Origin of the sequence: Streptodolium elevatio (assembly GCF_040649515.1) — a bacterium.
Classification (GTDB): Bacteria; Actinomycetota; Actinomycetes; order Streptomycetales; family Streptomycetaceae; genus Yinghuangia; species Yinghuangia elevatio.
The window spans coordinates 25,914-44,593 of record NZ_JBEZFP010000030.1 but is presented as its reverse complement, the minus strand read 5'-3'; the positions used below and the strand labels follow the sequence as shown (position 1 = coordinate 44,593).

At 72.0% G+C, this 18,680-nt stretch carries 13 protein-coding genes and 1 pseudogene; 8 read left to right on the top strand and 6 right to left on the bottom strand.

Annotated features, from left to right (window positions below):
- Positions 1-29: 29 nt before the first annotated feature.
- A complete protein-coding gene (locus AB0C36_RS14395; RefSeq protein WP_358353568.1) occupies positions 30-581 on the bottom strand; it encodes a DUF4245 domain-containing protein in 552 nt (183 codons plus the stop codon).
- A gap of 121 nt (positions 582-702) precedes the next feature.
- On the opposite strand from AB0C36_RS14395, the gene AB0C36_RS14390 reads away from it, so the two are divergent.
- From AB0C36_RS14390 to AB0C36_RS14370, 5 genes and pseudogenes are all read left to right on the top strand, one after another.
- Positions 703-1,107 carry a TOBE domain-containing protein gene (locus AB0C36_RS14390; RefSeq protein WP_358353567.1) on the top strand — a complete coding sequence of 135 codons (405 nt, stop codon included), beginning with the start codon at positions 703-705 and terminating at the stop codon, positions 1,105-1,107.
- Positions 1,104-1,949, top strand: a complete 846-nt coding sequence (gene modA, locus AB0C36_RS14385) for a molybdate ABC transporter substrate-binding protein (RefSeq protein WP_358353565.1) — start codon at positions 1,104-1,106, stop codon at positions 1,947-1,949. Before AB0C36_RS14390 ends, modA begins: the two co-directional genes overlap by 4 nt.
- A gap of 185 nt (positions 1,950-2,134) precedes the next feature.
- Positions 2,135-4,035, top strand: a pseudogene (locus AB0C36_RS14380) (ABC transporter permease).
- Positions 4,036-4,296: 261 nt separating this feature from the next.
- Positions 4,297-5,328, top strand: coding sequence for a class II fructose-bisphosphatase (glpX, locus tag AB0C36_RS14375; protein ID WP_358353563.1), 1,032 nt, complete (start codon positions 4,297-4,299; stop codon positions 5,326-5,328).
- Positions 5,329-5,625: 297 nt separating this feature from the next.
- A complete protein-coding gene (locus AB0C36_RS14370) occupies positions 5,626-7,665 on the top strand; it encodes a DHA2 family efflux MFS transporter permease subunit (RefSeq protein WP_358353561.1) in 2,040 nt (679 codons plus the stop codon).
- 12 nt (positions 7,666-7,677) lie between these two features.
- On the opposite strand, the gene AB0C36_RS14365 is transcribed toward AB0C36_RS14370, so the two are convergent.
- From AB0C36_RS14365 to pdxR, 3 genes are all read right to left on the bottom strand, one after another.
- Positions 7,678-8,016, bottom strand: coding sequence for a WhiB family transcriptional regulator (locus AB0C36_RS14365; RefSeq protein ID WP_358353559.1), 339 nt, complete (start codon positions 8,014-8,016; stop codon positions 7,678-7,680).
- Between the two features lie 141 nt (positions 8,017-8,157).
- Positions 8,158-8,922, bottom strand: a complete 765-nt coding sequence (locus AB0C36_RS14360) for a DUF1707 SHOCT-like domain-containing protein (protein ID WP_358353557.1) — start codon at positions 8,920-8,922, stop codon at positions 8,158-8,160.
- 42 nt (positions 8,923-8,964) lie between these two features.
- Complete coding sequence (gene pdxR, locus AB0C36_RS14355) at positions 8,965-10,362, bottom strand: MocR-like pyridoxine biosynthesis transcription factor PdxR (RefSeq protein WP_358353555.1); 1,398 nt, start codon at positions 10,360-10,362, stop codon at positions 8,965-8,967.
- Between the two features lie 85 nt (positions 10,363-10,447).
- Here pdxR and AB0C36_RS14350 point away from each other — a divergent pair, with 85 nt between their 5' ends.
- The 3 genes from AB0C36_RS14350 to AB0C36_RS14340 all read left to right on the top strand — a co-directional run bounded on the left by AB0C36_RS14350 (position 10,448) and on the right by AB0C36_RS14340 (position 15,206).
- Entirely contained in the window at positions 10,448-11,413 is a 966-nt protein-coding gene (locus AB0C36_RS14350) for a DMT family transporter (RefSeq protein ID WP_358353553.1), read from the top strand.
- Between the two features lie 35 nt (positions 11,414-11,448).
- Positions 11,449-13,332, top strand: a complete 1,884-nt coding sequence (locus tag AB0C36_RS14345; RefSeq protein ID WP_358353551.1) for a sigma-70 family RNA polymerase sigma factor — start codon at positions 11,449-11,451, stop codon at positions 13,330-13,332.
- Positions 13,333-13,547: 215 nt separating this feature from the next.
- Entirely contained in the window at positions 13,548-15,206 is a 1,659-nt protein-coding gene (locus tag AB0C36_RS14340) for a fumarate hydratase (RefSeq protein ID WP_358353549.1), read from the top strand.
- Positions 15,207-15,275: 69 nt separating this feature from the next.
- On the opposite strand, the gene AB0C36_RS14335 is transcribed toward AB0C36_RS14340, so the two are convergent.
- On the bottom strand, positions 15,276-16,448 hold the full coding sequence (locus AB0C36_RS14335) for a glutamate ABC transporter substrate-binding protein (protein WP_358353548.1): 1,173 nt from the start codon (positions 16,446-16,448) through the stop codon (positions 15,276-15,278).
- 187 nt (positions 16,449-16,635) lie between these two features.
- Entirely contained in the window at positions 16,636-18,624 is a 1,989-nt protein-coding gene (locus AB0C36_RS14330; protein ID WP_358353546.1) for a ricin-type beta-trefoil lectin domain protein, read from the bottom strand.
- Positions 18,625-18,680 lie beyond the last annotated feature (56 nt).

The window sequence follows — 18,680 nt, the reverse complement described above, 5'->3', positions numbered from 1 at the left end:
CGCGGGCCGAGTCGGAGCGGAGCCGTGCCTCAGGACGCGACGGCTGCCTGCGCCCCGCCCGCGGTGGCCGGACGCAGCGCGGCGGCGAGCTGCGCGAGGTCCTCGAAGGTCGCGGTCCCGGTGACCATCGTGGTCACGCCGCCCTGCTCGTGGACGAGGGAGCGGTACTTGGGGCCGTCGTACGACTTCCACGGCACGCCCGCGACGTCGTGGACGCCGACCGGCTTGCCCTTCTTGCCCTTGTCCTGGACGAACGGACCCGACGGGCCGTTGACCTGCTCTACCGCGGCGTACTGCTCGTTCGGGTTGATGAACCCGATGTGCCAGGTGACGCGGGTGGGGTTGCGGCTGTCGTAGTCGGCGGACGTCGCGCGCCACTGGTCGGGCAGCCCCTGCGGGGCGAGCAGCGGGTACGGGGCCACCTGGCTGGCCTGCTGGAACTTCAGCGAATAGTCGATCGGCCGGACCGGGTCCCGCTCGCTGTGCCGTCCGAAAATCAACAGGGCGACCACGACGATGCCGACGACTCCAAGGGAGAACACCATGTCCCGGACGGTCTCGAGCCCGCGCTTCTTTGCCACGGCACCATGGTCCCCCATAACGCCCGGTGCTCCGGCACCGACCCCTCGCCTATCGCATATGCAAGGTCGTGAGATCCAAAGCCTTGCATATGCAAATCATGAATGGAGTAGTGTCCCGCTCATGCCCACCTACCGCATGGGCCGGGTCGCGCAGCTTCTCGGCGTGAGCCCGGACACCGCCCGCCGCTGGGCCGACTCGGGACGTCTGTCGACGTCCCGCGACGAGCACGGCCACCGGGTCGTCGAAGGCGCGGCGCTCGCCGCGTTCGCGGTCGCCCTCGCCGAGGAGTCGTCCCCGGGTGCCAACGAGCATCCGCGTGCCTCTTCGGCCCGCAATTCCTTTCCCGGCATCGTCACCAAGGTCATCCTCGGCGACGTCGCGGCGCAGGTGGAGATCCAGGCGGGACCGCACCGGGTGGTCTCCCTGCTGACCAGGGAAGCCGTCGAAGAGCTGGGCCTCGCGCCCGGCGTGGAGGCGGTCGCCTCGGTCAAATCGACCAACGTGACCGTGGAGTTGACGACGTGAGAACCCTTCGCCGCGCATCCGCACCGATAGCCGTCGCGGCCACGACCGTGCTGCTGCTGGCGGGCTGCGGCAGCGACGACAAGGACGATCAGGACGACAAGGCCGGCCAGGGCAACGGGGGCGGCGGTACGTCCGGCGGGCCGCAGGGGCCCGGCAGCCCCGGTTCCGCGAAGCCGCCGTCGAGCATCACGGTGCTCGCGGCCGCGTCCTTGACCGGTGCGTTCAACGAGGCGAAAGAGGCGTACACCAAGAAAAACAAGGACCAGGACGTCAGGTTCTCGTTCGCGGGATCGCAGGAGCTCGCGGCCCAGGTGAAGCAGGGCGCGCCGGCGGACGTCGTCGCGACCGCGGACACGAAGACGATGGACGGGCTCGCCGGCGAGGTGAACAGCCCGACGCTGTTCGCGAAGAACAAGCTGACGATCGTGGTCGCGCCGGGCAACCCGAAGAACATCAAGACGCTCGCCGACCTCGCGCGGACCGACCTGACGGTCGTCCTGGCGGGCCCGACCGTGCCGGTCGGCCGCTATGCGCGCGAGTCGCTGGGCAAGGCGGGTGTCACGGTCAAGCCGAAGTCCGAGGAGACGGACGTCAAGGCGGTGCTGACCCGGGTGCGGATGGGCGAGGCCGACGCCGGCATCGTCTACACGACGGACGTGAAGTCCGCGGGCGACGCGGTCGCGTCGGTCGACATCCCGGACGAGTCCAACGTGGTCGCGGCCTACCCTGTCGCTGTGATCAAGGACAGCAGGCAGCAGGGCCCGGCCGCGGCGTTCACGCAGTGGCTCCTGACGCCGGAGGCCCAGGAGATCCTGAAGAAGTACGGTTTCGCGGCCCCGTGATCCGCAGACGACGGGGCACCGCCGGGCAGGGTTCGGCAAGCGGGTCCGACGCGGACCCGCTTGCCGGGCCTGCGGGGTCCGGGCGGCCGGGTGAGGCGGCGAAGGTCGGAGCCGGGCCGGTAGTGCGGGACGGGCCGAAACCGCGGGACGGGCGCGGTTCGCGAGACGGTTCGGGTTCCGGGCCGGTGCCGCGGACGCCGCGGACTCGAGTACCTCTGCTGTTGTGGGTCCCGGCGACCGCCGGACTCGCTTTCGTGGTGCTTCCGTTGGTCGGCCTGCTCTGGCGCGCGCCGTGGCAGTCGGTGCCGGAACGGCTCGGTGATCCCGCGGTACGCACGGCGCTGCGCCTCTCGTTGCAGTGCTCGTTCGGCGCGCTGGGGATCAGCCTGGTGCTCGGCGTACCGCTCGCCTGGCTGTTCGCGCGCGTCGACTTCCCGGGCAAGTCGCTGCTGCGGGCGCTGGTGCTCCTGCCGCTCGTACTGCCGCCGGTCGTGGGCGGCGTCGCGCTGCTGCTCGCCTTCGGGCGCCGGGGACTGCTCGGTCCGTGGCTGGAGTCGATGGGCGTACAGCTCACCTTCTCGATGACCGGGGCGATGCTCGCGGGCGCGTTCGTCGCGCTGCCTTTCCTGGTGCTGTCGGTCGAGGGGGCGATCGCCGGGCTCGACCGGCGGTACGAGGAGACGGCCGCGACGTTGGGGGCGGGCCCGCTGCGCGTGTTCGCGACGGTGACCCTGCCGTTGATCGCCCCGGGGCTCGCCGCCGGCGCGGCCCTCGCCTGGGCGCGCGCTCTCGGGGAGTTCGGCGCGACGATCACCTTCGCGGGCAATCTGCCCGGCGAGACCCAGACGCTCCCGCTGGCGGTCTACCTGATGCTCCAGGACGACCCGGACACCGCGGTCGCGGTCAGCCTGCTCCTGCTCGTGGTGTCGGTCGTCGTCCTCGTCGCGCTGCGCGGCCGGTGGTTGTCGCCGTCTCGCGGACGGAACGGGGGGCGGGCGTGAGTGCGGGTACGCCTCGGAAGGGCGGGACGCCCGACGTGACCGAGTCCGTGGCGACGGCCGCGCTGACGGCGCGTACGGACGGGCTGATCGCCGCTGAACTCACCGTCGCGGCAGGCGAGGTCGTGGCGGTCGTCGGGCCGAACGGCGCGGGGAAGTCCACCCTGCTGCGGGCGCTGGCCGGCCTGCCCGGCCCGGCGCGTGCCGCGGTCGCGATCGACGGCGCGGACGTGGGCGGACTCCCGCCGCACCGGCGGCGGATCGGCTATGTGCCGCAGGACGGCGCGCTGTTCCCGCATCTCAGCGCGGCGCGGAACGTGGCGTACGGTCTGCGCGGGCGCGGCCTGAGCCGCCATCAGATGCGGGACACCGCGCACGACTGGCTCGAGCGGTTGGGCCTCGGTGATCTCGCGGCCCGGCGGCCGGGGCAGATGTCCGGCGGGCAGCAGCAACGCGTCGCACTCGCCCGGGCGCTCGCCCCCGAGCCGCGCCTGTTGCTGCTGGACGAGCCGCTGGCCGCGTTGGACGTGGAGACGAGGGCGTCGGTGCGCCACACACTGCGAGGGCACTTGGGGCCGTACGACGGCGCGTGCCTGATCGTGACGCACGACCCCGTCGACGCGCTGAGCCTCGCCGACCGCATGCTCGTCGTGGAGGCAGGTTCGGTGGTCCAGGACGCGGCGGCGGTGGAGGTGACGCGCGCGCCGAGGTCCGCGTGGGTCGCCCGGATGCTGGGGCTGAACGCGTACGAGGGGGACGGCCGTCCGGAGGGGGTGCTCCTCCCCGGCGGTCACACGCTGGTCGGCGCCGACCCGGTGCCGACCGGCCCGGTCCTGGTGACCGTGCATCCCGACCACGTGACGCTGTACCGCGACCCGCCGGGCGGCAGCGCACGCAATCGGTGGCACGGGGTCGTCTCGGAAGTGACGGGCACCGGGACGCGGTTGCGGGTGACGGTGCGCGGCACGAACGGCCCGGACGTGGTGGCGGAGGTGACCGCGCGGGCCGCCGCGGAGCTGGGGGTCGGCGAGGGCCTGTCGGTGTGGGTCGGGGTGAAGGCCACCGGCGTCGTGATGACGGGGCTCTGATGCGCGAGGACCCTCGCCGGCGAGGGTCGGATTGCGGTGCCGGGACCGCGGGACCGGGACGGTATCCACGGCCTACCTGCACCGATACACGGTCGGGCCGATAACATCGGGGCAATCCCGTTGGAATCCGTCCGGGCCCGGGGCCGCGTCTTCCTTGTTGCAGTTGCAGCCCGCATCCAGGAGGACGAGCACGGCCACCGGGGATCAGGGCACCCCTCGTGGTCTCGGAGCGAGATTCCCCGACAGGAAAGGCCCGCCAATATGACGGACCAGTCCGTACCGCCGCAGCTCGTGGTCGACCCGGAGGCTCCCGACCGGAACCTCGCACTCGAACTCGTCCGTGTCACCGAGGCCGCCGCGATGGCCGCCGGGCGCTGGGTGGGACGAGGTGACAAGAACGGCGCCGACGGTGCCGCGGTCAAGGCCATGCGCACGCTCATCGGCACGGTGTCGATGAACGGCGTCGTGGTGATCGGCGAAGGCGAGAAGGACGACGCGCCGATGCTCTTCAACGGGGAGCGGGTCGGCGACGGCTCGGGCCCCGAGTGCGATGTCGCCGTCGACCCGGTCGACGGCACGACCCTCACCGCCAAGGGCATGAACAACGCGGTCGCCGTCATGGCGGTCGCGGAGCGCGGCTCGATGTACGACCCCTCGGCCGTGTTCTACATGGAGAAGCTCGTCACCGGCCCGGAGGCGGCGGACGTCGTCGACCTCACGGCACCGGTCGGCGAGAACATCCGCCGCGTGGCGAAGGCGAAGAACTCGGCGCCCGAGGACGTCACGGTCTGCATCCTCGACCGGCCGCGCCACGAGTCGATCGTCAAGGAGATCCGCGAGGCCGGCGCGCGCATCAAGTTCATCACCGACGGCGACGTCGCCGGCGCCATCATGGCGGCGAAGGACGGCACGGGCGTCGACCTGCTGCTGGGCATCGGCGGGACGCCCGAGGGCATCATCGCCGCGGCCGCCATAAAGTGCATGGGCGGTGTGATCCAGGGACGCCTGTGGCCGAAGGACGAGGCGGAGCGCCAGAAGGCGCTCGACGCGGGACACGACCTGGACCGTGTGCTGCTGACGGACGACCTGGTGTCGGGCGACAACGTCTTCTTCGTGGCCACCGGCATCACGGACGGCGAGCTGCTGCGCGGCGTGCGGTACCGGTCGAGCACGGCGCTGACCTCGTCGCTGGTGATGCGCTCGAAGAGCGGCACGATCCGGAACATCGACAGCCAGCACCGGCTGGCGAAGCTGCGCGCCTACAGCGCGATCGACTTCGACCGGGCGCGGTAGGTCGGCGGGCAGTTGGTCGGCACGCAGTCGACAGGTAGCCGGTAGGCAGTCGGCAGGTAGGCGGTCGGCAGGTAGCCGGTAATCACATGGGTCGGTCCGTCCCCGCGGAGTCGGGGGCGGACCGACCTTTTTGCCCGTCGAGTGGGTTCGGGGCCGTTCGGGTGCGGCGATTTGGGGATGCTCATCGGTTTTTCTGGCTTTTCGGGGTATAGGCCTGCGGCAGCGTCGTCGATCACCCAGTCGATCACCAGTCGATCACCAGTCGATCACCCGAGTCGATCACCCGAGGAGCCGCGGATGAGCGCGCCCGTGAAGACCGCTGACGCTCCCGCGTCCGCGCCGCAGGAGCAGAAGCTCTGGCTGATCTTCACCGGGCTGATGCTCGGCATGTTGGTGGCCGCGCTGGACCAGACGATCGTGTCGACGGCGCTGCCCACGATCGTCGGGGACCTGGGCGGGCTCGACCATCTGTCATGGGTGGTGACCGCCTATCTGCTCGCCTCGACGGTGAGTACGCCGTTGTGGGGCAAGCTCGGCGACCTGGTCGGGCGCAAGCGGTTGTTCCAGGCGTCGATCGTGATCTTCCTGATCGGGTCGGCGCTGTGCGGCATCGCGCAGAACATGCCCGAGCTGATCGCGTTCCGCGGCATCCAGGGCCTCGGCGGCGGCGGGCTCATGGTGCTGTCGCAGGCGATCATCGGCGACGTCGTGCCGCCGCGCGAACGCGGGCGGTACACCGGGTTGTTCGGCGCGGTGTTCGGCGTGACGAGTGTGGCCGGGCCGCTGCTCGGCGGGTTCTTCGTGGACAACCTGTCGTGGCGCTGGGTCTTCTACATCAACCTGCCCATCGGCGCGATCGCGCTGGTGGTCGTCGCGTTCGCGCTGCACACGCACGAGGTGCGCAAGCGGCCCACGATCGACTACTGGGGCATCGTGCTGCTCGCCGGCGCGACGACCTGCCTCGTGCTGCTCAGCACCTTCGGCGGCTCGATGTACCCGTGGGTGTCGGCGGAGATCTTCGGGCTCGGTGCGGCGGCCGTGGTGCTGCTGGGCGCGTTCATCATGGTGGAACGCAAGGCCGCCGAACCGGTGTTGCCGCTGCACCTGTTCCGGCAGCCGATCTTCAGCACGACGTCGGCGATCGGCTTCGTGGTCGGCTTCGCCATGATGGGCGCGCTGAGCTTCCTGCCGCTGTTCATGCAGGTGGTCAACGGTACGTCGGCCACCGAGTCGGGTCTGCGGCTGCTGCCCATGATGCTTGGCCTGCTGGTCACCTCGATCGGCAGCGGGCAGCTGATCACCCGCTGGGGGCACTACAAGATCTTCCCCATCGTGGGGACCGCGGTGATGGCGGTGGGCATGTTCCTGCTGTCGCGCATGGACGAGTACACCACGACAGCCGCGTCGAGCCTCTACATGCTGGTGTTCGGCCTGGGACTCGGCCTGGTCATGCAGGTGATCGTGCTCGCGGTGCAGAACTCGGTGGACTACAAGGACCTCGGGGTGGCGACGTCGGGGGCGACGTTCTTCCGGTCCATCGGCGGGTCCTTCGGGGTGGCGATCTTCGGGTCGGTCTTCAACTCGCGGCTCACCGACAACCTGGCCGACGCGACCGGGTTGCAGTTGCCGCCGGGTGTCGATCCCGAGACGGTCGGATCGAGCCCGGACGCCCTCAAGGCGCTCCCGCCCGCGACGCACCAGGGGTTCGTGCACGCGTACGCGAACGCGCTTCAGGACGTGTTCTTGATCGCCTCCGTCGTGGTGATCCTGGCGTTCCTGCTGAGCCTGATGCTCAAGGAGATCCCGCTGCGCAGGACCACCGAGGGGACCGACGCGCTCGACCCCTACCGGCCGACCGCGCGGACGTCGGTCGAGGAGGTCGAGCGCGCGATGACGCAGCTGGTGCACCGCGAGAACGGCTGGACGCGGTACGAGCGCATGATCGACCGGGCCGGCGTGGACGTCTCGGTGCCGTGCGCGTTCGGCCTCGTGCAGCTCGACCGCTTCGGGCCGGTGCTCGACACGGAGTTGGCCAGGAAGATCCACGAGCCGCTCGACTCGGTGCGCAAGTACGCCGCGGAGCTGATCGCCGCGGGGCAGGCGCGTACCGACGTACAAGGACGCCTCGAACTCACCCCCGACGGCGGCGCGGTGGTCGAGCGGCTCGTGGATGCGCGCCGCGAATTGCTCGGTGATGTGATCGCGGACCTTTCCCCCGAGCAGAACGCGGAGTTGACCGAGCTGTTGCAGCGGCTGGCTCGGCTGACGACGGACACTCCGCACGACCATCTGGTGGGCGAGGCGGCGAAGCGGGAGACCGCGCGACGCGGACCTTGACGCGGCGGGTGGTCAGCGGCCGGTGGCTCGCCGGCCGCCTCTGCGGCGTCGGCGGCGCGCGATGGCCTGGCGTTCTTCCAGGGTCAACCCGCCGCGCACTCCTGCGGGTTCGGCGTCACTCGCGGCGAGTGCCTCGGCACGGCACTCAATGAGGACCGCACAACGCGCGCATATGCGCTTGGCGTCCTCTTCCCGCGCGATCCGTGCGACGGCGGGTTCTTCGGGTATGTCGACGAACAGTTGGAGCTCGGACCGGCAGGCACCGGTCGCCGGAGGGATCCAGGTGGACGAGCGCTCGGCAGGTGCGGCGACGTCCTGGAGGCTGGAGGTCAGATCGCTCGGTTCGGGCACGTTTGATCTCCTCGCAGGGTAGGCGTGTCGTACGTCCCACCATGCGCCTACCCGTCCAAATCCCGGTACATGCCGCGCATCACGACAACTGACGGGAAAGCAACACCCTTGAAACGTCCACGAAATGGCGGGATTCCGCCGTCAGTCGTCGTCCTCGTGACGTTTCCGGTCAAGCGGGCGCCTCTTGGCCTTCTTCGGCCGGACGTCGACGCCGCCGAAGATCGCCGCCCCGCGCACGATGACGACGGGCGCGTCCGGGTCCTCGGCCACCTGCTGCTGCACGGAGAATCCGCCGAAGATGCCCGCGCCGTGGCCGCGTACGGTGACGCCCTCGGGCACGCGTACGTCGATGCCGCCGAAAACCGTAGCCACGTTGATCACCAGCACCGGGGTCTCGAACGTCGCGTCGGACAGGTCGATCTCCACGCCGCCGAACACCGCCGCGGCCCGCAGGCGGGCGCCGATGCGCCCCGGCCCCCTGCGCTCCGCGCTGCCGAACACCGCGACCAGCGAAGGCGATTCCGCGGGGGCGGAGCCGACCTGGGCGGGCCGGTAGGACACCGGCGCGGGGCGGCCGGGTGACGACGAGGACGCCTTGCCGAGGTTCGGGCGCGCGGCACCGGTCGGCAGGTCGAAGGTCAGCGGCTCCAACTCGCCCATGGTCTTGGCGCCGTACAGCGCCTCGATGCGCTCGGAGTGCTCCTCGATCGTGAGGCGGCCCTCTTCGAAGGCGGTGCGCAGCACCTGTGCGACCCGGTCGCGGTCGGCGTCCGACGCACGGATGTCGGCGGCCGAGACCGGCGCGGTGGGCAGCGACGAAGGTGCTCTCGGTGCCGGGGGCATGGGCGGCGGCCCCGCCGGCTGCGGGGGTGCGACGGACTCGGCATTCTCCGGAGGCTGATCCACGGCACGACCTTAGCCGCGAGGGCCGCGCCAGGCACGCCCCCATCAGTCGCCCGATGCCTCCCGGCAGGCGTCCGCGAGCCGCGACACCGCTTCACGCAGGCGGTCCTCGCCGAGCGACGCGTATCCGAGGACCAGCGCGGGGGGTGCGTCGGGGCCGGGCTCGCGCATCGGGCCGACCGGTTCGACGCGCACGCCGCGGGCCGCGGCGGCGGCGACCACGGCGTCCTCGCGGCTGCCGGGCGGCAGTTCGACGTACAGGTGCAGGCCCGCCCGGATGCCGTTGACCTGCGCCTTCGGCAGGAACTCGGCGAACGCGTCGGCCACCGCGTCGCGGCGGCCCCGGTAGCGCAGCCGCATCGCGCGCAGGTGCCGGTCGTAGCCGCCGCTCTCCAGCAGCTGAACGAAGGCGAACTGGTTGATCACCGCGGAGCCGAGGTCGGCGTACTGCTTGAGTTCACGCACCTGTTCCAGCCAGGTGTGCGGCACCACCGCCCAGCCGAGCCGCATGCCGGGGGCGAGGGCCTTGCTGGTCGAGCCGAGGTGGACGACGCGGTCCGGGTCGAGACCTTGGAGGCAGCCGACCGGGTCGCGGTCGTAGCGGAACTCGGCGTCGTAGTCGTCCTCGACGATGAGGCCGTCGACGTCGCGTGCCCAGCCGGTGAGCTGGGCGCGGCGTTCCGGGGAGAGCACCACACCGGTGGGGTACTGGTGCGCGGGCGTGACCAGCACGGCCCGGGCGCCGGTACGCGCGAGTGCCGCCACGTCGATGCCCTCGCCGTCCACCGGCACGCCGACGATGGGCAGGCCGTTGCTGCGCAGCAGGCCGCGCTGGGTCGCGCTGGACGGGTCCTCGACGGCCAGCAGCGTGTGGCCGCGCGCGGCGAGGGCCTGGACCATGAGGGCGATGCCCTGCGCGACCCCGCCGACCACGACGATGCGGTCCGGCGCGGCGTTGGCGGCGCGCACCCGGCCGAGGTACGCGGCGAGCGCGGTGCGCAGTTCGGGGACGCCGCCCGGGTCGCCGTACGACAGCCTGCTGTGCGGCACGGTCGCGAGCGCATGCCGGGTCGCGGCGAGCCACGCCGCGCGCGGGAAGGCGGACATGTCCGAGGTGCCGGGCTTCAGGTCGTAGGGCAGCACGGAGATGTCGTTGGCGTCGCGCGGCTCGTCGGGGCCGCCCGGTGCGCGGCTCTCGGGGATGTCGGCGACGCGCGTGCCGGAGCCGTGACGGCTCGTCAGATAGCCCTCGGCGACAAGTTGTTCGTAGGCCTCCACGACCATGCCGCGCGACACCCCGAGATCGGTGGCGAGCGCGCGGCTCGACGGCAGCCGGTCGCCCGGCGCCAGACGCCCGGTGCGCACCGCGTCGCGCAGGCCCGCGGTGATCTGCGCGCCGACCGCACCCCGGGCCCGGTCGATCCCGACCAGCAGGTCTCCCATGAGCGTGTCCCCTCTAAGTGGTCCCCTCCCAGGGCACATCGGTGGTTCTGCCTTCCGATCCACCTGGCTCCTAACGTAGCGGCTCATGAGGCCATCCGCTCAGGCGCCGTCCGTCGGCGCATCTTTCGCAGCTCTCTCCCAGGTCCTCGTCGGCACGGCGGCCGGCGTCTCGGCCGCCCTGGTCGCCTACCCGGTCGGCGGCGGCCAGGGCCTGCGGTACACCCTCGCCGCCGTCGCGATGTACGCCGTCCTCCGGCTCCGCAAGCCGCCACGCGTGCGCGTCGGGGCGCGCGCGTGGCTCCTCCTGTTCCTGCTCGCCCTGCTCGGCCAGACCCTGTTCAACCAGCTGCTGATCGGCTCGCTGGAGCACGCCGATCCCGCGACGGTCGGCAGCATCCTGGGCTGCTCCCCGATCGCACTCGCGGTGATCGCGCCGCTGATGGCCCGGCGCCGGCCCGGCGCGCGCATCGTGGCCGGATCGGTCCTCGTGGTCGCGGGCGCGGTCGCCGTCGAGGGCTTCGGCGACGCCTCGGCCACCGGACTGCTCATGGCGCTCGGCGTGCTGGTCTGCGAGATCGCCTTCTCGCTGCTCGCGGTTCCGCTGCTGCCGCGGCTCGGGGCGCTGCGGGTGGCGGCGTACTCGACCGCGCTCGCGGTGCCCCAGTCGTTCGCGATCGGCTGGTTCTCGGACGGCACCGGAATGCTGCGCGTGCCGACCCTCGCCGAGGCCTCCGCGCTGGTGTTCATCGGGCTGATCGCGACCGTCGCGGCGTTCCTGCTCTGGTACACCGCGCTCGGAACGCTCGGTGCCGAGCGGGCCGGACTGTTCTCCGGCCTGGTGCCGGTCTCCGCGGCGCTGTCGGCGCTGGTGCTCGGCACCGGCGAGGTACGCCCCGCGCAACTGGCGGGTAGTGCGCTGGTCGGGGCGGGTGTCGTCCTCGGCATGCGGATGACGCGCGAACAGCCTTCCCCGGCACCGGAGATCGCCCCGGAACCGGTGCGCGCGGCAGGGGTCGCGGCACCGGTGAAAACCGGAACCGCCGCACCGTAGTACAGCTGTTCGCGTCCATGGCAAGCTGTCGCGGCATGGACGGGGAGACGAACCGCACGGCGGCCGAGCACCCGGCGTCCGACGCCGAACTGGCGCAGCGTGCCCGCGGCGGCGGGCCGGATGCGGACGCCGCGTTCGCGGTCCTGCACAACCGGCACCACGGCGCGGCCCTGCGCCACGCACGGCGGCTCGAACCGGACGCCGACGCCGCCGAGGACCTGGTGTCCGACGCATTCGTCGAAGTGCTGGCGCAGTTGCGGCGCGGCGGCGGGCCGCGCGAGTCCTTCCGGGCGTACCTGTGCACGACGATGCGCCACAGCCACGCGGACCGGACCCGGGCCCGGCGCACGGTGGTGCCGACCGACGAGGCGACGCTCGACACCCTGGGCGGGTCCGCGCCGCGGACCGAGGACGCGCTCCCCGACCTGCTCATGGTCAAGCAGGCGTTCGGCTCGCTGCCGGACCGCTGGCAGGCGATCCTGTGGCACACCGAGGTCGAGGGCGAGAAGCCGCGGCACATAGCCCGGCTGCTCGGCATGACGCCCAACGCGGTCTCGCAGCTCGCGGTCCGGGCGCGCGAGGGGCTGAGCGAGGCGTTCCTGAAGGCGCACATAGGCCGCCTGCCGGAGCGCTGCCGGACCCACGGCGAACGCCTCGGCGGATACGTGCGCGGCACCCTGCGCATCCGCGACCGGCGCGCGGTCGACGACCACCTGGCCGACTGCCCGACCTGTACGCGCCTGTGCGCGGAACTAGCCGCCACCAACGCGCACCTGCGGGTGCTGCTGCTCCCCGCGATCCTCGGCGGTACGGCGGCCACCGCGCTGTCGGCGGAGGCACTCGCGGGCGGAGCCGCCGTCGCCGGTACGGCGTCGGCGGCCGGTGCGGGATCGACGGGCGCGGGGACTGCCGGAGCAGGGGCCGTCGGCACGGGGACGGCAGCCGGCTCGGGAACTGTCGGCGCGGGACCGGCGGGCGCGGGACCGGCCGGTAGCTCGGTCGGGGCCTCGGCCGGGCCCGGGCTCGGCCCGGCACCCGCGGCCCCGGCTCCGGGCGGCCCGCCGGCCGGGACGGGCCTCCCCAAGGCCCTCGGCAAGGCCGGGACATCGGTGGCCCGCAAGGCGGTATTCGGCAGCATGGTCGCCGCGGCCGCCGCCGCGGTGATCGCCGTCGCGGCCATCGTGCCCGACGGCTCCGGGCCCGCGAAGACTCCGGAGAAGCGGGCCGACCTGATCGCCGAACCCGCCGTACCGGTGCCGCCGCCCGGGCCGACACAGCCCGCGGCGCAGTCCCCGCCGAACGCCACGACGACGGCCGCAGACCCGGGCGCGCCGCCGAAGCAGCCGCCCGACCCCGCCTCCTCCGGCCGCCCCGACCCCACCCGCCCCGACCCCACCCGGCCCGGCGCCGCGACCCCGCCCGCCCTACCGCCCCCGGGCGACACCGCGCCGTCCACTACGCCCACGACCGAGGGACCGGCGACCGGTGCTCCCGCGACCGCGCCGGCCACGTCGCCGGCCCCCACGACAACGGCACCGCCGAGCCCGACCCTGACCACCGGGTCGACCGCGCAGCCGACCACTCGGCTCCCGACGCAGCCCACGGGACCGACGACACCGCCGGGACCGGTCGCCGCGATGGCCGTCGACGACAGCGCGACGGCCCGGGCAGGCGGCAGCGTGTCGCTGAACCTGCTGGCCAACGACCGCGGCGACGGCCTGCGCATCATCGGTTCGCCGGTCGCCTGGGGCCTGTACGGCCGGATCACCTGCGACCGGGTCTCGGGGGCGTGCACGTACACAACGTGGACCCCGCTGCTCACCGGCACCGACGTATTCCGCTACACGATCCGCGACAGCCAGGGCCAATACGCCACAGCAACAATCCGCATAACCGTCGTCCCCGCCGGCCGCCCCTGAGCAACCGGCCCCCGCCCCGTCGGGCCGCGCCTCAGATGAAGGGCCCGTCCGCGACTGTCAGGCCGCAGCTCCTCCACGAGCGCGCCGCGTCGTGGTGGCCGGCGTGCCACCCTCTCGGAGGCGTGGGCGGGGAGTGAGCGCGACCTCACATCCGTCGGGGGTGCCCCGGCGTTCTACGCTGGAGGACGCCCCGACACCGCCGACCGAGGATGGCCATGCCCCCCGCCGACAGTAACGAGTACACGGACCTGCTCCCGTTGGGCGAGGACACCACGCCGTACCGGCTGGTGACCAGCGAGGGTGTCTCGACGTTCGAAGCCGGCGGGCGCCGCTTCCTGCAGGTCGAGCCGGAGGCGATGACGCTCCTCGCCCGCGAGGCGATGCGGGACATCGCCCACCTGCTGCGGCCGGGGCACCTGGCCCAGGTCGCCCGGATCCTGGACGACCCCGAGGCCTCCCCCAACGACCGCTTCGTGGCCCTCGACCTGCTCAAGAACGCCAACATCGCGGCGGGCGGCGTCCTGCCGATGTGCCAGGACACCGGCACCGCGATCGTGATGGGCAAGCGCGGCCAGCACGTGCTGACGGACGGCCGTGACGAGGAGCACCTGTCGCTCGGCATCCGCAACGCGTACACCGAGCTCAACCTGCGCTACTCGCAGATGGCCCCGCTGACGATGTGGGACGAGAAGAACACCGGCAACAACCTGCCGGCGCAGGTGGAGCTGTACGCGACCGCGGGCGAGGCGTACAAGTTCCTGTTCATGGCCAAGGGCGGCGGCAGCGCCAACAAGTCGTACCTGTACCAGGAGACCAAGGCCATCCTGAACCCGGCCGCGATGCTGAAGTTCCTGGACGGCAAGATCCGCTCGCTGGGCACCGCGGCCTGCCCGCCGTACCACCTCGCGGTCGTCATCGGCGGCACCAGCGCCGAGTTCGCCCTCAAGACCGCGAAGTACGCGTCGGCCCGCTACCTCGACACGCTGCCCACGACCGGCTCCCCGCTCGGCAACGGGTTCCGCGACGTCGAGCTGGAGGCGGAGATCCTCAAGCTGACCCAGGACATGGGCATCGGCGCGCAGTTCGGCGGCAAGTACTTCTGCCACGACGTGCGCGTCATCCGCCTGCCCCGCCACGGCGCCTCGCTGCCGGTCGCCATCGCCGTCTCGTGCAGCGCCGACCGCCAGGCGCTCGCCAAGATCACCGCCGAGGGCGTCTTCCTGGAGCAGTTGGAGAACGACCCGGCCAAGTACCTGCCGGACACCACGCACGAGGACCTCTCCGACGACGTGGTCCACATCGACCTCAACCGGCCGATGAGCGACATCCGCGCCGAGCTGTCGAAGTACCCGGTCAAGACCCGCCTTTCGCTGTCCGGCCCGGTCGTCGTGGCCCGCGACATCGCGCACGCCAAGATCAAGGAGCGCCTGGACGCCGGCGAGCCGATGCCGCAGTACCTGCGCGACCACGCCGTCTACTACGCGGGCCCCGCCAAGACCCCCGAGGGCTACGCGTCCGGCTCCTTCGGCCCCACCACCGCCGGCCGCATGGACTCCTACGTCGAGCAGTTCCAGGCCGCGGGCGGCTCGTTCGTCATGCTCGCCAAGGGCAACCGCTCCCAGCAGGTCACCGACGCCTGCGGCAAGCACGGGGGCTTCTACCTCGGTTCCATCGGCGGCCCCGCCGCGCGCCTCGCCCAGGACTGCATCAAGTCCGTCGAGGTCATCGAGTACCCGGAACTGGGCATGGAAGCCGTCTGGAAGATCGAGGTCGAGGACTTCCCCGCCTTCATCGTCGTCGACGACAAGGGCAACGACTTTTTCGCGGACGTGACTTCGGCGGTGATCACCAACATCCCGGTCCGCCGGTCCTGATCTCCCACCGCTTCGCGCGACGCCCCCGCCCTCTCCGGGCGGGGGCGTCGCGCGTCCCGGGTGCGGCGGTCAGTAGCGGTCCAGCGGCGGCGGGGCCGGGAAGCTGGTCCGGGTGGGGTCGAGGTGTTCGGTGTAGGCGGCGGACCAGGTGCCGTCGGTGGCGGCCTTCTCCAGCGCGTCGTTGACCGCCGAGCGGAGGGCGGCATCGTCGTGGTTCATCCCGATGCCGTACTTCTCGACGCCGAACGGGGTTCCCACGACTTTGAGTTCGGACGGCCGCACAGCGGCGTAGCCGCGCAGGATCGCGTCGTCGGTGACGACCGCGTCGACGCGTGACGCCTGGAGGTCCTCGAGGCACTGGGCGTAGCTCGTACGCCCGGACACCTGGGCCTGCGGCACGTTCGTCTGGACGACCTGGAGCGGCGTGGAGCCGGTGACGGAGCACACGGTGCGTCCGGCGAGGGAGCTGTCCATGCCGGTGATCGTCGGCTCGCCCGCACGGACGAGGGCGGTGAGCCCGGCCACGTAGTACGGACCGGCGAAGGCCACGGTCTGCTTGCGCAGGGCGGTGATCGAGTACGTGCCGATGTAGAGGTCGATGCCGCCGCTCGCGAGGGCGGTTTCGCGCGCCGCCGACGGGACGTTGCGGAACTCCACGCCGTCCTCGTCGAACCCGAGGTCCTCGGCGACGGCCAGGGCGAGTTCGATCTCGAAGCCCGAGTGCCGCCCGGTCGCCGGGTCCTGGAAGGAGAGGCCGGGGGTGTCGCCCTTCGTGCCGACGATCAGGCGGCCGCGCACCCGGGCGGCCGCCAGGACGGGCGAGTTCTGGAACCCGCCGGTCGGCGGGACGGACGCGGTGGGGCCGTCGGTGGCGGTGGCCGACGGGGTCGCGGTGGGGGTACGGGAGGGTGACGAGGTCGCGGTTGGGGAGTCACCGGGTGACGCCGAAGGCTTCGCCGGCGCGCTGGAGCTCGCCGAACCGGCGCTGTCGGACGACGAGTCCTCGTCGTCGCCGAGCAGGACGACGAGGGTCATCACGATGGCGATGACGAGCCCGGCCGCGGTCCCGACGAAGAGCATCGTGTTGGAGCGGCCGCCGGCCGGAGACGGTGCCGACGGCGGCGCGCCCGTCGGCTGCGCGCTCGGGGCGTATCCAGGTTTCGGCGGCGGCGGGACCGCGGACGAAGGCGGTACGGCCGGCCCCAGGTCGTCCGGGCCTTCGTGCTGCGGTGTATCGGACACAGGTCCCCCAGGACGAGTTCGACGGCTCAGCGCTTTCGACGGCTCAGCACTTTTTTGGCGGCTCGGCACGTTCGGCGGCTCGGCACGTTCGGCGGCCGAGCACTGCCCATCGTGCCAGCGGGCCTCCGCTCCGGCTGCCACACCGGAGCGGAGGCCCGCGCGATCGGGTCGGTTGCGCCCGCGACCGTCAGTAGGCGTCGTACGGGATGGAGCTGTATCCCAGCGGCGCCGCCGCCCCCGCGTTCCAGGTCTGCGCCGCCGATCCGTTCGACGCCGCCTGCGTCACCGGCCCATTGCCGCCGGTCGGGGCGGTGATCCGCAATCCCGAGACGCGGCCGACGAGTTGCCCGGAGACGGAGTCGAACCGCAGGTTGTCGCGGTACGCGCCGACGCCGTCCTTGCAGGACCAGATGCCGAGCCCCGAACCGGCCGCGGTGGTCCCGCGGTTGTCGAGGCAGTAGGTGGGGTCCTTGAGGCTGTGGACCTGGCCGCTCGCGGCGTTCACGAACCACTTCTGGTTGGCGCTGCCCGCGCAGTCCCAGGCCAGGACGCCCGTTCCGTTGCTCATCGAACCACCGTCCACGTCAAGGCACTTGCCGGTGTTGCCCGCCTTGAGTTCGGTGAACACCGCGGCCTGGTGCGGCTCGGCGGCGAACCGCTGTGCGGCCGAGCCGTCGCAGGCCGCGAGCACGAGCCGGGCCCCCAGGGTGGGGTCGGTGCCCGCCGGAGTGACGCACAGCGTCTGGGCGTCGGCCGGCCGCAGGGTCCCGCCGGTCTGCACGAAGCGCTGGTTCTGGCCGCCGTTGCAGTTCCACAGGACCACCGGCGTACCGGCGGCCCGGGCACCGCCTTCCGGGTCGAGGCAGCGGTCGTGGCTCAGTTCGACGTGCACGGACTGGTTCGCCGCGTCGTACCAGAAGCCCTGGTTGCGACCGCTCTGGCACGGCCACAGTTGCAGCGGCGTGTAGTTGCGCGACGAGTAGCCGTACGAGTCGGCGCACAGCCCCGTGCCCTCGTTCCGCAACTGCCGGAAGTCCTTGACCCCCTCGGTGAGCACGGTGTTGCCGGTGCTTGCCGGATCCACGCAACTCGCGGTCTGGTAGCCCGAGTTGTACAGCTGTGTCAGGCAGGATGCGAACGCGATGTGGCCGCGCTCGTTGGGGTGGAAGGACTGCCGGGTGGTGTTCTCGTCGAACAGGTCCAGGTTGGCGAACCACAGCCCGCGCACCCACGTGTTGTCGGTGCACACCTCGTGGCCGTGGAACAGGCGGCTGTTGTCGAGGTAGATCGCCCCGGTGTTCGCGGCGGCCTGCCGCGACGCCTCGGCGAACATCGGCACCGCCTCGTTGCGGCCCCACGCCTGGTCGCGCAGGTAGCCGAGGCAGCCACCCGCGTACCAGCCGGGGAAGTTCGGGTTGTCCTCGACGTCGGGGCTCATCGGCGACGGGTAGCCCATGACCACCAGCTTGTACTCGGAACTGACGTATCCCGCGTCGGTCATGACGGTGCGCAGGTCGCGCACGTCCTGCTCGACCTTGGGCCGCAGCGCCTCGACGCGGGCCTTCCACTGCGGCTGGTACGTGCCGTGGCACTCGCCCTGGAAGAACACCCGGCGCGTGACGCAGTCGGTCATCGTCGGGCCGAACTGGAGGTCGTCGTTGCCCCCGACGACCAGCAGGACCAGCTTCAGCCGGGTGTTGCGCGCCTTGATCGCGAGGCTGTCGGACTGCACGAGTTCGTCGGCGTACTGCTTCGTGCCGCCGATGCGGATGTTCTGGCTCGACGCCCCCGAGCAGGCCACGTTGTACGTCACGTCCGCCGCGATGCCCGTGCGGTGGATGGCCGCCTGCGGCGAGCGGTGGCACCAGTTCGTCGGGCCGTCGGTGGGCGCCTCGTACGTCCCGACGCCCTCGCCGGAGATCTCGCTGTCGCCGATGGAGATCAGCGACGTCTTGCGCTGGTCGACCGGTCGGATCGCCGGACTGCCGTACAACTGCTGCGCCTCCGCGGCCCGGATCGCCTCCAGGTCGGCGCGCAACGGTGTCGGCGTGGTCGCGGCGCCGGCCGGGGAGCCGGTCAGGACGCCGAGTCCGCCGATCGCCACGAGCATCGCGGTGGCGGCTCCCACCGTGGCGCGCCGCACGGATCTGCGCCGAGAATTTCCGGACAAGTACATGTTCCCTCGCCTTCGTCACACCTTGATGGGATGTACCAGGGGTAACAGGAACACGT

Bases quoted from the DNA above. Each gene is read 5' to 3' on its own strand.
- AB0C36_RS14390 (WP_358353567.1), top strand. From the start codon at position 703: ATGCCCACCTACCGCATGGGCCGGGTCGCGCAGCTTCTCGGCGTGAGC.
- glpX (WP_358353563.1), top strand. From the start codon at position 4,297: ATGACGGACCAGTCCGTACCGCCGCAGCTCGTGGTCGACCCGGAGGCT.
- AB0C36_RS14370 (WP_358353561.1), top strand. From the start codon at position 5,626: ATGAGCGCGCCCGTGAAGACCGCTGACGCTCCCGCGTCCGCGCCGCAG.
- pdxR (WP_358353555.1), bottom strand. From the start codon at position 10,362: ATGGGAGACCTGCTGGTCGGGATCGACCGGGCCCGGGGTGCGGTCGGC.
- AB0C36_RS14350 (WP_358353553.1), top strand. From the start codon at position 10,448: ATGAGGCCATCCGCTCAGGCGCCGTCCGTCGGCGCATCTTTCGCAGCT.
- AB0C36_RS14345 (WP_358353551.1), top strand. From the start codon at position 11,449: ATGGACGGGGAGACGAACCGCACGGCGGCCGAGCACCCGGCGTCCGAC.
- AB0C36_RS14340 (WP_358353549.1), top strand. From the start codon at position 13,548: ATGCCCCCCGCCGACAGTAACGAGTACACGGACCTGCTCCCGTTGGGC.
- AB0C36_RS14330 (WP_358353546.1), bottom strand. From the start codon at position 18,624: ATGTACTTGTCCGGAAATTCTCGGCGCAGATCCGTGCGGCGCGCCACG.